This is a genomic window from Flagellimonas sp., from assembly GCF_965601775.1.
Classification (GTDB): Bacteria; Bacteroidota; Bacteroidia; order Flavobacteriales; family Flavobacteriaceae; genus Flagellimonas.
The window spans coordinates 1,237,190-1,250,758 of sequence record NZ_OZ271837.1 but is presented as its reverse complement, the minus strand read 5'-3'; the positions used below and the strand labels follow the sequence as shown (position 1 = coordinate 1,250,758).

Sequence of the window (13,569 nt, the reverse complement as noted above, 5' to 3'; positions counted from 1 at the left end):
ATGAAATGGAACAATAGAAATATCCATAGGGATATTGCTTACTTCTACATTGGTTTGATTATCGCTTTTTCGTTTTCTGGAATCATCTTGAATCACAGACAGGACTGGTATCCCATGGATTACGCTTATGAAACGGAAGAGGTTCAAATAGCGCTACCTGATAATCCGAAAAGTTTAGATTCTGAAGAGTTCATAAAATCCATTGCTGAAAAATGGGATTTGCAAGATAAGTATGACGGACACAGAATTCGTGGCGAGGAGCTAAGAGCAAGCTTTAAACGGAATATAACCCTTGATATAAATATCAACACCGGAAAAGGCTTTTTGGAATACAAAAGAAAAGTGCCGGTTTTAGGACATACCATGTTTCTGCACAAAAGCACCAACAGTTTTTGGATTTGGTATTCTGATATTTTTGGAGCGGCCATGCTGGTGATTGCTTTTACTGGACTGTTTATTACGAAAGGAAAGAACAGCTTTAGAAAACGAGGATGGAAGCTGGCACTGGCCGGGGTTTTATTCCCCATATTATTTTTAATCTTGTTTGCCTAATGCTCAAAGTATTTAGAATCACAGCCATACTTGAAGGTATCTCTTATCTATCGCTCTTTGCTTTTACCATGCCCCTAAAATATTGGGCAGGTATTTTACAGCCCAATAAATTTGTAGGTTACGCCCATGGTATTCTTTTTATAGCCTATATAATTATAGCTTTCCTTTTTTGGTATGAAAAAAAATGGAATTTTAAGCGGCTCTTAGTTTTGTTAGTAGCTTCATTATTGCCCTTTGCCACTTTTTATGTGGACCAAAAATATTTGCAGCCCGAAACGGTATCCTAGTTTTCTACCAGACGATATATAGAACCGTCAAAAGCACAGATATACAGTTCGTTTTGTGCGTCCAAGCCAAAGGAAGATATATTTAGGTTGGAATTGATGAGCAAGGTGTCTTCCGAAGAACTGGAAGCAATATCCAGAGCCCAAATTCGGCCATCAATAAAGTCTGCGTAGATATAATTACCAGCTAAAGAAGGGGTCAGACTTCCTCTGTACACATGACCTCCAGTAATGGATTGGTCATTCCCATTATGGGCATACTCAAAAACAGGAGGCACCAATCCAGCAGTATTACAATCCCCTGAAAAACAAAAGGTACCTTCGAATAACCTCCAGCCATAATTTCCACCTATGGTCACCAAATTGATTTCTTCACGTTCATCCTGACCCACATCTCCAGACCAAAGGTCCCCCGTTTGGGTATCGAAACTCATGCGCCACGGATTTCGAAATCCGTAGGCAAATATCTCCTCTCGAATATTCGGTTCTCCCACAAAAGGGTTATTTGCAGGGATTGCATAATTCAGCCCGTTGGATGTACCATCTACGTCTATTCTTAAAATGTTTCCAAGCAAATTTGAACGGTTTTGAGCATTATTCCCCGGGTCGCCTCCAGAGCCTCCATCCCCGGATGCTATATACAAAAATCCATCTGGGCCAAAGGCCAATTGCCCACCATTATGATTGGTAAAAGGTTGAGGCATTTCCAAAAGAATAAGCTCAGAGTTGACATCCGCCACATTTGGATTGGCAGAGGAGACTTGAAATCTTGAAGTGACCGATAATGTGGTCGAAGGAGTATAATTCACATAGAAAAAACCGTTGCTCTCAAAGTTCGGATGAAAGGCCAATCCCAACAATCCTTGTTCATTGGCATTGGTGTTGATTAAACTACTTATATCCAAAAACATTTCTGAGCTAGCTGAACTTTCCGAATTGTCAAAAACCCGAATAGTTCCACCCTGCTCGACCACAAAAATCCGATTACTGGAATCGCCAGGACTTTGAAAATCAACTGGTCTGGAAAAACTAAGGTTTGGAAATGCATTTTGTAAGGTAAATGCTGTTCCACTGGGGTCAACATCATCAGAATTCATGTTTGTTCCATTATCATCGGAACAGGCAATAAAACTCAAAAAAATACATGAGGTAACAAGTGCAATCTTTTTCATATCAATACATTGGGGTTATAAAAGATACGAAAAATAAGAGCGGAATAGACGTTTAACGCTGGACTAGTCTTTTAAAAAACTTTGGATGGCCAAGTCATAGCTCAGAAGACCAAAACCGAGAATAACGCCTTTTGCAGCATCCGCGATATAGGATACGTGTCTAAAATCTTCCCGTTGATGGGTGTTGGAAATATGAACCTCTACAACAGGGGTTTCCACAGCCTTAACTGCATCGCCAATTCCTACCGAAGTATGGGTATAGGAGGCTGCATTTAATATGATGCCATCAAAATCAAACCCCACCTCTTGAATTTTGCCTATCAGCTCGCCCTCAATATTGGATTGATAGTACTCCAATTCGACGGTTGGGTACTTTTGTTGCAAGGTGGAAAAGTAGTCTTCAAAGGTGGTTTTTCCGTAAACTTCCGGTTCTCGTTTTCCCAAAAGATTCAGGTTGGGTCCGTTGATGATAATAAGCTTCATGTGTTAAAAGTACAATATCTCCAAAAAATAAAGGGCAGCTGAAATCAACTGCCCTTATATACTTGTTTTGAAAAAGAGGATTAGTCAAAAGCATATTGAATTCCAAATCCAAAAGCTCCTGCTTCGCCATCACCGGCATCGCTTAGCACAATGGCTGGCCTCCAATCAAAGTTGACCACAATAGGCACACCGTCTATCTTAAAATCCAATCCAGCATGTGGACGTAGACTGAAAATATTGTCGAAATCATCTATTAAAATGATACTTGGTCCGGCTCCGGCATACCAGCGCAAGCCGCTAGCTCCTGGAAACTCCTTGTGGTACGAGTACAATATGGTAATTATTGTGGCATTATCCTCAAAGCCCAAATCTGCTTGACCGACATGGTTGCTGGAGAAGAAGTATTTACCACTAGGACCTACAAAGGTTGCGCTGTCATAAAGGTCAATACCAAGTCCTACAGCACCGGTATAACTAGTTTGAGCAAAGGAAAAACTAAAAAAGACAAGGGATGCGAATAAACAAAAGACTGTTTTTTTCATAATACATGTTTAGTAGTTGAGTTTAGAGGTTTCATTGCCCAACAGCAAAACGTTGAGCACAAAACACTTCACATCTATATACGTAGCATCACTAAAAAAAGATTAGTACCAGACTCAAGCCAGAAGGTATCCAAACAAAAAAAGCAGGGATATCCCCTGCTCAATTCAATAGCTAATCAAATGTTTTAATGAAAGGCAAACATGATTCCGAACCCAAAACTGCCTATTTCATTGTCTCCTGAATTACTCAGAATTACTGCGGGTCTCCAATCAAAGTTCAGTACTATGGGTACTCCGTCAAACTTAAAATCCAAACCGGCATGTGGACGTAGGGAAAAAGAGTTATCGCCATCGAGAAAAACGATACTGGGACCAATTCCGGTATACCATCTTAGACCTCGAGCACCAACAAATTGTTTATGAAAGGAATACAAGGCCGTAATTATGGTCGCATTTTGCTCAAACCCTAAATGTGCTTGACCTACGTGTTTTTCCGAGAAAAAGTATTTTCCCCCAGCACCTACAAAGGTAAAATCGCCTAAAAGGTCAATACCAAGACCCAATGCACCATCATAGTTGGTTTGGGCTTGAGTAAGTGTGGATAGTGAAGAGGTTAAAAGAAGTGTAAAAAGTAATTTCTTCATTTTTTGATATTTATGGTTATTATTTAAAAATCAAAAAATGCCTCTTCCTGAGAGTACCTAGAATAGGAACAACACTCCTGCCATCACCATGGAAAATGTAAAGTTGGTATCATCGGTTATGGCCATATAAGAGACATTTATTTCAGTATTGCCCGTAATGTTATAGCCCACCACTGGTCTGTAATAGAACCCTCCATTCGTTTCCTCGCTTGCACCAAAGGCATATCCAACATCGGCACCGAACTTAAATTCATAGGTAGGATAAATTCGTACTGAGGCTGCTGCAGGAATAAACTGAAAATCTTCAAATGAGGTAGTGATCTCACCCCCACCAATTGTAGAAGAGGTTTCGGTATCACCAAAAGCATTTATAAATCCACTGGCCAACCCAACATCCAAAAGTTTGGATACTCCCCAATGGTAGTTAGCATCCAATCCTATAGCAAAACTTGAAGCCCTAGAGGTTGATTCACCAACAGGAATACCTGCAAGGAGTCCTGCCTTAAAACTACTTCTATCTACTTGTGCTTGGGCGGTTAAAATCACTAAGAGCAAAAAAATACTTGTTGTAACGGTTTTTTTCATGGTTGAGTAAGGTTTATACTGCATTAAAACGTCCCTGTACCCAAAAAAGTATGAATAAACCAAGGCCAAGGTATCTGTAATCACTCCCTCTTTCCCTTTTGAATTGATAAAAACCTGCTTTGAATTGACCAATCGACCAGCGGTATTTCGAATACACTTTTTTTGTTTCTATTTTTAGCCAATGAAATGGGAACATGTTTTAAAAGATTATGCCGATTACCTTAGAATAGAACGTGGTCTTTCCACCAATACCATTTCCAGCTACACTTCGGATATCCAAAAAATGATGGGTTTTTTGAAAGAGAACAAGCTTTCCGAAAGCCCATTACAAATCGCCAAGGAAACCGTTCAAAAGTTCATTTATGATGTGGCCAAAACCATGAATCCACGTTCCCAGGCTCGGATTATCTCAAGTCTTAAGGGCTTTTTCAACTATCTTATTTTTGAAGGATACCGCTCTGATAACCCGATTGAACTTATTGAAACACCGAAAATTGGCAGAAAGTTGCCAGATACTTTATCGACCGAGGAAATCAATGAACTCATAAATGCTATTGACCTTTCCCATCAGCAGGGTGAACGAAATCGGGCCATTTTGGAAACTTTGTACGGGTGTGGATTACGGGTTTCGGAGTTGATAGGATTGAAGTTATCCGACCTATATTTTGAAGAAGATTTTATAAAAGTGACGGGGAAGGGAGATAAACAGCGGTTTGTGCCCATCAGCGAAATCAACAAAAAATTCATCAATATCTACAGGTACGAAGTAAGGGTACACCAGAGCATTCAAAAAGAATTTTCAGATTACCTATTCTTGAATCGGAGAGGTAAAAAGCTGACTCGGGCCATGATTTTCACCATCATTAAAGACCTAGCGGAAAAGATTGGCTTGCAAAAAAACATCAGTCCTCACACCTTCAGACATTCCTTTGCTACCCATCTGTTGGAAAACGGAGCGGACCTTAGGGCTATCCAACAAATGTTGGGACATGAGAGTATAACCACAACCGAAGTGTATATGCATGTAAATCGTCAGCACCTAAGCGAGGTGTTGCATCAATTTCATCCAAGAAAATAAAGTTTTCCCTAAAACTTCCATTTGCCGCCAAACTCAAGCCTCGGAAGTCCAATACCATAACCGACCTTATTAAATTCGGGAGTTCCAATGGGCTGCACAAATCTTGTTTCCAGAAACATATTGGGTTTTACCTCATACCCTACTCCAAAAAATACCTCCTGCATTGGTGTGGGATTGGGTCTTCCTGCTCCTTCATTCAACAGATCCCATTCTAATTGATAGCCTCCAAAAAAATAAGATTTTTCACTAATAAACTTTTTGTATCGGATAGGTACATTGAAGCGGTCTGCAAAAAAGGTGCGATAGTGCTCTCCCCCGACACCTATTTCACTGGTTTCTGTCAAAGGAAAATGGATTTCAAACCACGCAAAATTAGAACCATCGCCAAAAGACGGATAATCATGCCCATCAATAAAAACCTTTGGTTTTTCTTCTACACCTACATTTTCGTCAGGGGTTTGTGCGAAGGCAAGCTGAATTCCAAGGAAAAGAACTACAATGGCCCATTTAAAACTTTGGAAGGTCATAGCGATAACTTTCCCTTAAATTACTTCATCTGAGATTTCCTCCCCTTTTCTTTAGCGAAACTTTAACCTAAAAAACCCTGGAAAAAAACAAGATTCCCTTAAGAAAAAGAGTTTAAATTTGACACCTTAAACTTTGAGTATATGGAATCCAATCAACGCAAATGGTGGAAAGAAGGAGTAGTATATCAGATTTACCCAAGAAGTTTTCAGGATACCACAGGAAATGGTGTCGGGGACATTCAAGGGATTATAAAGCGATTGGATTATATTAAGAGTTTGGGTATTGATATTATTTGGTTGTGCCCTGTGTATCGGTCTCCGAACGATGATAACGGCTACGATATAAGCGATTATCGGAATATTATGGAAGAATTCGGCACTATGGCTGATTTCGACCAACTCTTGGCGGGTATGCACGAACGTGGCTTGAAATTGGTCATGGATTTGGTAGTAAACCACACCAGTGATGAACATATGTGGTTTCAAGAATCCCGAAAATCACGAGAAAATCCGCACAGGGATTACTACCATTGGTGGCCTGCGGAAAAAGGGGACCCTCCTAAACGTTTCAGCTATTTTGATGTTGATGGAAATGCTTGGAAATATGACGAGCAAACCGATAGCTACTACCTGCATTATTTTTCAGTAAAGCAACCTGATTTAAAATGGGAAAATCCCAAAGTGCGCGAGGAGATTTATGATATGATGCACTTTTGGTTCAAAAAAGGGGTAGACGGCTTTAGAATGGACGTGATTCCCTTTATTTCCAAAGACATTAGCTATCCTGAATTGCCAGAAGAGTACAATGGAAATTTCGTTCCCTTTTATGCCAATGGTCCAAAATTACACGACTATTTACATGAAATGAACCAAAAGGTTCTCAGCAAATACGATGTCATGACCGTAGGCGAAACTCCAGGAGTAGACCGAGACCAGGCTTTGCTTTTTGTGGATGAAGACCGGGAAGAACTGAATATGTTTTTTCATTTTGAGTTGATGTCCCTGGACCGCGAAGGAGATGAAGTTTTCTGGATGCGTAGCGACCCGTGGAAGCTGACTGAATTCAAAAAGATTTTTTCGGACTGGGATGAAACCTTTGCTGAAAAAGGATGGGGCAGTCTGTTTTTGAGTAATCATGATAATCCCCGTACCATCAGCCGTTGGGGGAATGATTCCCCAGAGCACTGGAACAATTCGACTACCATGCTACAGACCTTTTTATTGACCATGAAAGGGACGCCCTACTTCTACTATGGTGATGAAATTGGGATGACCAACATTCGCTTTGACAACATAGAGGATTACCAAGACATCAACACCCTAAACCGATACGAGTTGCTAAAGCAACAGGGTATGGATTTGAAAACCTTTATTGAAAATGAAAAGGAAGCGGCACGGGATAATGGCCGTACTCCCATGCAATGGGATGATTCAGAAAACGCTGGATTCTCCAAAACAAGCCCTTGGCTTAAGGTAAATCCAAACCATAAAACTGGACTCAACGTTGCCGCACAAGAGAAAGATACTGACTCGGTACTGAACTATTTTAGAAAGATGGTTCAAGTTCGGAAAGACCATTTAGGTTTGGTTTATGGGGATTACACCTTGCTTCTGGAGGATAGTGAAAAGGTATATGCGTACACTCGAATTTCGGATGACAACAAATACCTAATTCTACTCAGTTTCTCGACTGAACCGGTAACCATTGATTTATCCAACGAAGGTTTTGGAGAACTTCATTTGATTATCTCCAATGACAGCTCTATCGCGGACAAGAAAGATGGAAAGTTTGAGCTACAGCCCTATCAGGCGTGTGTATATCGACTTAGATAGTTTTTAGATTTTCTGCGGGAAACATCAATTTGATTGATAGGGCACTTTTGTTCAGTAAGCCTTAGATTAATCATTGGTTTCTTTTACAAGATTCCATCTATGAAAGTGTTAGGTATTTTATTCATTCATTAGAATTTCCTTCAAAACTAAATCAACCTGTTCTTCATTCAATCCTACTTTCATGCTTGGATGGTATAAAAGCCGAATAAGCTCTTTATCAATATCTGCATACTCCGAAGCAAAACCCCCATCGGTAGGTGTTTCATAAAATATGCTGTTTGGAAATCTAGATGAATCTTTCCCCAACCCTAGTATTTGGGTGATTTCCTCAATAATTAAGCTCTCTTGCTTTTCCTTGCTAACCCGAAAAGAATCAATAAAAATCCTTGCTCTATTTATATTATTGTTGTTCCACCAAACATTAAAAATCGCAAAGTTAGAACCTATTTGCCCTTCCGCTTCTGGATAAATGGTAAGGAACTCTGATTTTGTTCCAAAGAATATAAGGCAATTATGAGACTCAAACTGTGTAACAATCTCTATTGAAAAGCCATCTGTTACCAGCTCATTAATTTGATCTATTGTTTGCTCCACTTTGTCTTTTGACGTCGACGAAGCATTACCGGCAATAAAAACTCTCATAGGAGAACTCCATTTTCGTATTATCTCAGCCGAATTTCCATTTTCAAAACCTAAAGCGATTTCTTTGAAATAACTAATAACCACAGTTTCTGATTCGGTTAGTTCTGATTTGTTTAAATCCTGTTCAGCGGTTATACTATTTTCATCTTTGGTACAAGACCATTCAATAATGAAAATACTTGATAAGCAAACTAAGTAGAATCTATTTTTTAAGTTCACGCTTTGTCTAAAATTTATGAATTAGGTTAATGCAATAAGCTAAAACCTATACAACTCTAAGAGCTATGCGAAATTTAGAAAATAGGTAATCGGAGGTTGTATCAAATTGACCAATAGTCTTTTTAGATTGATGGATTTACACCGCCTTCCTATTTTTTGGAAACTTGATACTCCTTTTTAAAAGGACGGATAATCAAACGGGCTTCGCGATCAAATTTAATGTAGTTGTAGACCCAGTTGATAAAGACAACTACCCTATTGCGGAAACCAATCAAGAAATAGAGGTGAACGAACATCCAAACGTACCAGGCAAACACGCCTTGGAACTTGAATTTCTTTAAGTCAACAACGGCCTTATTGCGTCCTACCGTTGCCATACTACCCTTATCCTTGTATTTAAAGGGTTTCATAGGTTTTTCGTCTACCAAACGGGCCAGATTTTCTCCCAAACTTTCCCCTTGCTGAATTGCGGGTTGTGCCATCATAGGATGTCCATGCGGAAATGCTTCAGATTCCATTTGAGCCACATCACCAATAGCAAAAATCTCTTCGAATCCTTCCACTTGGTGAAAGTGATTTACTTTCAATCTACTGCCCCGAGATATGAAATCTCCAGCATCCAGACCTTTGATGCTAACTGCTTTTACACCTGCAGCCCAAACCAAGGTACAGGCTTCAAATTTGGTATCTGTGTCAGTGGTAACCCGTTTACCATTATAATCACTGACGCGAATGTTTTTCCAGACATTCACTCCCAATTTCTCAAGAAACCGTTCAGCTTTTGCCGAGGCAACTTCACTCATGGCAGGGAGTATTCGGTCGCTCCCTTGAACGAGATTTATTTGTGCTCTACGGGTATCTAAATCGGGGTAATCCTTGGGAAGAATTCCTTTTTTTATTTCGGCTAAAGCTCCTGCCAATTCCACTCCCGTTGGACCCCCGCCTACAATCACAAAGTTCATCAAAGCATCCCGCTCATGAAGGTCATCGGTCAACAAAGCCTGTTCGAAATTCTCCAAAATCAGACTTCTCAGATTCAAGGATTGGGGCACCGTTTTCATGGCCATGCCATTGGATTGGATATTCTGATTCCCAAAAAAATTGGTTTCAGAACCTGTGGCCACCACCAAATAATCATACCCAATGCCGCCAATATTGGTTTCCAATCTCCTTTTTTCGGTATCAATTTGCATCACCTCAGCCAACCGAAAATAAAAATTGGGATAGCCTTGTAACACCTTTCGAATGGGATATGCAATGGAATCGGGTTCCAAACCTCCGGTGGATACTTGATACAATAGGGGTTGAAACGTATGGTAATTGTGCCTGTCCAATAAAAGTACCTGCACATCCTTACCTGAAAGCTTTTTTGCTAAAGCAATACCTCCAAATCCCCCGCCAATAATAATGATTCGCGGAAAACTGGACTGCGGAATGTTCATCTCTGACATGGTCATAAAAGTACATATTCCAATGATTACAACAGTATTTTGGAAAGGGTTTTTTAGTATCTTTAATTTTCTGACTAACTCATAAGAACCCATGAAAAAAGTATTGCTCCTTTGCACGCTAAGTTTATTTTGCACAACCCTCTTTTCCCAAAAAAAGGCAGATGATGTTTTAGAAAAATTGGACGCTAACCAAAAAAAGTATGCCGACATCGCTCTCCAGATTTGGGACTTAGCTGAAATGGGCTATTTGGAGGAAAAAAGCTCTGCATTATTGCAAAAAACCCTAGCTGATGAAGGCTTTTCCATAAAAAAAGGAGTAGCAGGAATCCCTACGGCCTTTGTTGCCGAGTATGGTTCGGGCTACCCAGTGATAGCCATTTTGGGCGAATACGATGCACTTCCGGGACTTTCCCAACAGGCTGTTCCAGAAAAAAAGACCGCCAATAAGGCTGCCGGACACGCCTGTGGACATCATTTATTCGGTACAGCTTCCACTGCCGCGGCCATAGCAACAAAAAACTGGCTAAAAGAAAATAAAGGGCAAGGAACCATTCGATTTTATGGATGTCCCGCCGAAGAAGGGGGTTCTGGAAAAGTGTATATGGTACGGGAAGGGCTTTTTAACGATGTAGATATCGCCTTGCATTGGCATCCCAGTTCCCAGAATGCAGCCAGTGCAGGAGCAGCCTTGGCCAACAAATCAGCAAAATTTCGGTTTTATGGTACTTCTGCCCATGCAGCTGGAGCGCCAGACCGAGGTCGTTCTGCTTTGGACGGAGTCGAGGCCATGAATATGATGGTCAATATGATGCGGGAACATATTCCACAAGAAGCTAGGATTCACTATGTAATCACAGATGGAGGAAAAGCACCAAATGTCGTCCCTAATTTTGCTGAAGTGTATTACTACGCCCGACATGGAAAGCGAGATGTGGTCATCGATATTTTTGACCGCATTGTAAAGGCGGCCGAAGGGGCAGCTTTAGGTACGGGTACCACCATGGATTATGAAATGATTGGGGGTACACATGAATTACTTCCTAATCTTACCCTTCAAAAAATCATGCATAAAAATTTAAGTGCCATTGGAGGCGTAACCTATACCGACGAAGAAAAGCAATTTGCAGAAAAGATTTCCAAAAGTCTTGGTTATGAGGAATTGGATATGAAACGAGCCTTGAACATTCAACCGTATAAAGAAGAGGCTCGTGCGTACGGTTCTACAGATGTGGGTGATGTTAGTTTTGCAGTACCTACCGTAGGCATGGGAACCGCTACTTGGGTTCCGGGAACCCCTGCGCATAGCTGGCAGGCTGTTGCGGCTGGGGGTACATCCATAGGTGTTAAAGGAATGATGGTAGCTGCCAAAACCCTAACACTTACCGCTATGGAACTGTTCTCTGACACTAAAATTGTAGAGGCGGCAAAAACGGAATTTATCGAACGTCGTGGAGAGGATTTTGAATATATTCCACTATTGGGAGACAGACCTCCTGCTTTGGATTATAGAAAATAATTCCAAGCATCCAGATGTAACAAAACCGGAATTTTTCATACCAATTAGGAAAACTTACCAACCACTTTGAACAAAGAACTGGAACATCGTTTTGTTACGGAGCTTGAGAACAATCAAAACATTGTTCACAAAGTATGCAGCCTATATACGAATGACAGGGATTCCCATAAGGACCTATTCCAAGAAATTACCATTCAATTATGGAAAGCCTATCCCAAGTTTCGTGGTGATGCCAAGTTCAGTACATGGATGTACCGTGTTGCATTAAACACGGCCATTACCCTGTACAGAAAGTCAAAAAAGAAAGTTGACACACAGGACTATGACTCAGTTATTTATAAAATAAAGGCTGATGAGTATGACGATACGGAAGAAAAGCAACTCAAGTTGATGTACAATGCCATTAAACAGCTTGGAGATATTGATAAGGCGTTGGTCTTTCTGTATTTGGAAGATAAAGATTATAGTGAAATTTCGGAGACTTTGGGTATTACAGAAGTGAATGCCCGTGTGAAAATGAACCGGATAAAAAATAAATTAAGAACCATCTTAAATCCTTAGTTATGATGGATGAATTGGAGCTCTTAAAAAAGGATTGGCAGAATAAGGAAGCACAACTTCCTAAACTTTCCTACGATGATATCTATCCAATGATTTGGAAAAAATCCTCTTCCATGGTGAAATGGATTTTTTACATCAGTCTTATTGAATTCGTTTTTTGGGCGGCCATCAATATCATCTCAAGTGACCCACAATATATGCAAGACCTGAAGGCAATGCATATTTATAATATCATGATGGTTTTGAATTTTGTCAATTATGGAATTATCCTCTATTTCATTTTTAAGTTTTACATGAACTATAGGAAAATATCGGTCACGGATTCTTCCCGTAAACTCATGAAAACCATATTGAAAGTCAAACGAACCGTTACCCAATACGTCTGGTTCAACCTTATCATTTTCGCGACCTATATGATTATAAGCCTATACGGGGTTTTGCTTTACAGTGATGAGGGTAGGGAAATCGTAGAAACTGCCACAGAACAGGGTAACGAGGTTACTTTTTGGTTTCTGGTGATTGCAGTCTCAGTTTTATTTACAGGAGTACTGTTGGTTGCCATTTGGCTCTTTTATAGACTCCTATATGGCATCCTGCTTAAAAGACTCAAAGAAAATTATAGAGAACTGAAAAAACTGGAAGTCTAATCCCCTTTGTAACTATACCGCCTTTTCTGATGCTCTTCTTCATAGGCGATTAAATCTTCTTCTGGGATAACATGTAGAAAGGATGGATGTTGCTCAATGGCATATTCCAGCTTCTCGATTATGGCTTCCACAGACTCATTGTCATAATCTATTTCAAGAGGAGCCTTGATATGCATGGATTGCAAAATACCCTTCTTTTTTACCCGAAGCCCTTTTTTATCAAAGGAGCGTCTAAAACCGTCTATTACCACCGGAACCACTACAGGCTTATAACGTTTGATAATATGCGCTGTACCCTTTCTCAGAGGTTTCCAGGGGGTCGTTGTTCCCTGGGGAAAAGTAATCACCCATCCATCGTCCAAAGCTTTCGCAATATTACTGATATCACTAAATTTTACTTGGCGATTTACATCTTGACCATCGGCTCTCCACGTTCTTTCTATGCTTATGGAACCGGCATACGCCAAAATTTTGGTCAACATGCTTTTTTTCATGGTTTCCTTGGCCGCCACGTAATAGATGTTCAGCTTGGGGTTCCATAGATACCCAAGGTTTTTGATGCTATCTTCCCTTCCGCTCAAACTGGCATTAAAAACATGGAACATCGCAACCACATCCGCGAAATAGGTTTGATGATTACTTACAAAAAGTACGTTGTTTTCTGGAAGATCTCGAATTACCTGTGAACCTTCAATCTCTAGGGTATTGAAACCCTTATACCGTTGATGGGTCATCATACCGGCGATACGAATCAACCATTTTTTGAGGAAAAGGATGTGCCCAAAAGGATTTTCTTTAAAGAGCCCCATAAATTTGTGTAAAAAGCTAATGTA

16 protein-coding genes are annotated in these 13,569 nt (G+C 40.3%); 7 read left to right on the top strand and 9 right to left on the bottom strand.

Annotated features, from left to right (window positions below):
• The gene (locus ACSLUF_RS05940; protein WP_435625194.1) at positions 1–552 is read left to right on the top strand and encodes a PepSY-associated TM helix domain-containing protein; all 552 of its coding nucleotides are present in this window, start codon (positions 1–3) and stop codon (positions 550–552) included.
• Positions 552–839 carry a DUF3817 domain-containing protein gene (locus ACSLUF_RS05935; RefSeq protein ID WP_435625193.1) on the top strand — a complete coding sequence of 96 codons (288 nt, stop codon included), beginning with the start codon at positions 552–554 and terminating at the stop codon, positions 837–839. Before ACSLUF_RS05940 ends, ACSLUF_RS05935 begins: the two co-directional genes overlap by 1 nt.
• Here ACSLUF_RS05935 and ACSLUF_RS05930 read toward each other — a convergent pair.
• From ACSLUF_RS05930 to ACSLUF_RS05910, 5 genes are all read right to left on the bottom strand, one after another.
• Positions 836–2,008 (bottom strand): PQQ-dependent sugar dehydrogenase, encoded by a 1,173-nt coding sequence (locus ACSLUF_RS05930; protein ID WP_435625192.1) that lies wholly within the window; start codon positions 2,006–2,008, stop codon positions 836–838. The two genes, ACSLUF_RS05935 and ACSLUF_RS05930, sit on opposite strands and share 4 nt — an antisense overlap.
• A 63-nt stretch (positions 2,009–2,071) precedes the next feature.
• The gene (aroQ, locus tag ACSLUF_RS05925) at positions 2,072–2,491 is read right to left on the bottom strand and encodes a type II 3-dehydroquinate dehydratase (RefSeq protein ID WP_435625191.1); all 420 of its coding nucleotides are present in this window, start codon (positions 2,489–2,491) and stop codon (positions 2,072–2,074) included.
• Positions 2,492–2,571: 80 nt separating this feature from the next.
• A complete protein-coding gene (locus ACSLUF_RS05920) occupies positions 2,572–3,033 on the bottom strand; it encodes a hypothetical protein (protein ID WP_435625190.1) in 462 nt (153 codons plus the stop codon).
• Between the two features lie 185 nt (positions 3,034–3,218).
• Positions 3,219–3,677: a hypothetical protein gene (locus tag ACSLUF_RS05915; protein WP_435625189.1), complete on the bottom strand. Its 459-nt coding sequence runs from the start codon at positions 3,675–3,677 to the stop codon at positions 3,219–3,221.
• A 57-nt stretch (positions 3,678–3,734) separates the two neighbouring features.
• Positions 3,735–4,262, bottom strand: a complete 528-nt coding sequence (locus tag ACSLUF_RS05910; protein ID WP_435625188.1) for an outer membrane beta-barrel protein — start codon at positions 4,260–4,262, stop codon at positions 3,735–3,737.
• A gap of 181 nt (positions 4,263–4,443) precedes the next feature.
• Between ACSLUF_RS05910 and xerD the strand changes: the two genes are divergently transcribed.
• Positions 4,444–5,340, top strand: coding sequence for a site-specific tyrosine recombinase XerD (gene xerD, locus ACSLUF_RS05905; protein ID WP_435625187.1), 897 nt, complete (start codon positions 4,444–4,446; stop codon positions 5,338–5,340).
• Positions 5,341–5,348: 8 nt separating this feature from the next.
• Here the strand turns inward: xerD and ACSLUF_RS05900 are convergent, their stop codons facing one another.
• Complete coding sequence (locus tag ACSLUF_RS05900) at positions 5,349–5,867, bottom strand: hypothetical protein (protein WP_435625186.1); 519 nt, start codon at positions 5,865–5,867, stop codon at positions 5,349–5,351.
• A 141-nt stretch (positions 5,868–6,008) separates the two neighbouring features.
• Between ACSLUF_RS05900 and ACSLUF_RS05895 the strand changes: the two genes are divergently transcribed.
• On the top strand, positions 6,009–7,700 hold the full coding sequence (locus ACSLUF_RS05895) for a glycoside hydrolase family 13 protein (protein WP_435625185.1): 1,692 nt from the start codon (positions 6,009–6,011) through the stop codon (positions 7,698–7,700).
• Between the two features lie 117 nt (positions 7,701–7,817).
• On the opposite strand, the gene ACSLUF_RS05890 is transcribed toward ACSLUF_RS05895, so the two are convergent.
• Complete coding sequence (locus ACSLUF_RS05890) at positions 7,818–8,561, bottom strand: DUF2927 domain-containing protein (RefSeq protein WP_435625184.1); 744 nt, start codon at positions 8,559–8,561, stop codon at positions 7,818–7,820.
• A 149-nt stretch (positions 8,562–8,710) separates the two neighbouring features.
• Positions 8,711–10,003, bottom strand: a complete 1,293-nt coding sequence (locus ACSLUF_RS05885; RefSeq protein WP_435625813.1) for an NAD(P)/FAD-dependent oxidoreductase — start codon at positions 10,001–10,003, stop codon at positions 8,711–8,713.
• 100 nt (positions 10,004–10,103) lie between these two features.
• On the opposite strand from ACSLUF_RS05885, the gene ACSLUF_RS05880 reads away from it, so the two are divergent.
• The 3 genes from ACSLUF_RS05880 (at position 10,104) to ACSLUF_RS05870 (ending at position 12,736) form a co-directional block, all read left to right on the top strand.
• On the top strand, positions 10,104–11,528 hold the full coding sequence (locus ACSLUF_RS05880) for an amidohydrolase (protein WP_435625183.1): 1,425 nt from the start codon (positions 10,104–10,106) through the stop codon (positions 11,526–11,528).
• Between the two features lie 66 nt (positions 11,529–11,594).
• Positions 11,595–12,089 carry an RNA polymerase sigma factor gene (locus ACSLUF_RS05875; RefSeq protein ID WP_435625182.1) on the top strand — a complete coding sequence of 165 codons (495 nt, stop codon included), beginning with the start codon at positions 11,595–11,597 and terminating at the stop codon, positions 12,087–12,089.
• Between the two features lie 5 nt (positions 12,090–12,094).
• The gene (locus ACSLUF_RS05870; protein ID WP_435625812.1) at positions 12,095–12,736 is read left to right on the top strand and encodes a hypothetical protein; all 642 of its coding nucleotides are present in this window, start codon (positions 12,095–12,097) and stop codon (positions 12,734–12,736) included.
• Here ACSLUF_RS05870 and ACSLUF_RS05865 read toward each other — a convergent pair.
• On the bottom strand, positions 12,733–13,545 hold the full coding sequence (locus ACSLUF_RS05865) for a lysophospholipid acyltransferase family protein (protein ID WP_435625181.1): 813 nt from the start codon (positions 13,543–13,545) through the stop codon (positions 12,733–12,735). The genes ACSLUF_RS05870 and ACSLUF_RS05865 overlap by 4 nt on opposite strands.
• Between the last annotated feature and the right edge of the window lie 24 nt (positions 13,546–13,569).

What these genes read in the sequence shown, in the direction of transcription:
- ACSLUF_RS05885 (WP_435625813.1), bottom strand. Translation starts at nt 10,003, where the DNA reads ATGAACATTCCGCAGTCCAGTTTTCCGCGAATCATTATTATTGGCGGG.
- ACSLUF_RS05935 (WP_435625193.1), top strand. Translation starts at nt 552, where the DNA reads ATGCTCAAAGTATTTAGAATCACAGCCATACTTGAAGGTATCTCTTAT.
- ACSLUF_RS05880 (WP_435625183.1), top strand. Translation starts at nt 10,104, where the DNA reads ATGAAAAAAGTATTGCTCCTTTGCACGCTAAGTTTATTTTGCACAACC.
- ACSLUF_RS05870 (WP_435625812.1), top strand. Translation starts at nt 12,095, where the DNA reads ATGGATGAATTGGAGCTCTTAAAAAAGGATTGGCAGAATAAGGAAGCA.
- ACSLUF_RS05865 (WP_435625181.1), bottom strand. Translation starts at nt 13,545, where the DNA reads ATGGGGCTCTTTAAAGAAAATCCTTTTGGGCACATCCTTTTCCTCAAA.
- ACSLUF_RS05915 (WP_435625189.1), bottom strand. Translation starts at nt 3,677, where the DNA reads ATGAAGAAATTACTTTTTACACTTCTTTTAACCTCTTCACTATCCACA.
- ACSLUF_RS05895 (WP_435625185.1), top strand. Translation starts at nt 6,009, where the DNA reads ATGGAATCCAATCAACGCAAATGGTGGAAAGAAGGAGTAGTATATCAG.
- ACSLUF_RS05930 (WP_435625192.1), bottom strand. Translation starts at nt 2,008, where the DNA reads ATGAAAAAGATTGCACTTGTTACCTCATGTATTTTTTTGAGTTTTATT.
- xerD (WP_435625187.1), top strand. Translation starts at nt 4,444, where the DNA reads ATGAAATGGGAACATGTTTTAAAAGATTATGCCGATTACCTTAGAATA.
- aroQ (WP_435625191.1), bottom strand. Translation starts at nt 2,491, where the DNA reads ATGAAGCTTATTATCATCAACGGACCCAACCTGAATCTTTTGGGAAAA.
- ACSLUF_RS05900 (WP_435625186.1), bottom strand. Translation starts at nt 5,867, where the DNA reads ATGACCTTCCAAAGTTTTAAATGGGCCATTGTAGTTCTTTTCCTTGGA.
- ACSLUF_RS05940 (WP_435625194.1), top strand. Translation starts at nt 1, where the DNA reads ATGAAATGGAACAATAGAAATATCCATAGGGATATTGCTTACTTCTAC.
- ACSLUF_RS05910 (WP_435625188.1), bottom strand. Translation starts at nt 4,262, where the DNA reads ATGAAAAAAACCGTTACAACAAGTATTTTTTTGCTCTTAGTGATTTTA.
- ACSLUF_RS05920 (WP_435625190.1), bottom strand. Translation starts at nt 3,033, where the DNA reads ATGAAAAAAACAGTCTTTTGTTTATTCGCATCCCTTGTCTTTTTTAGT.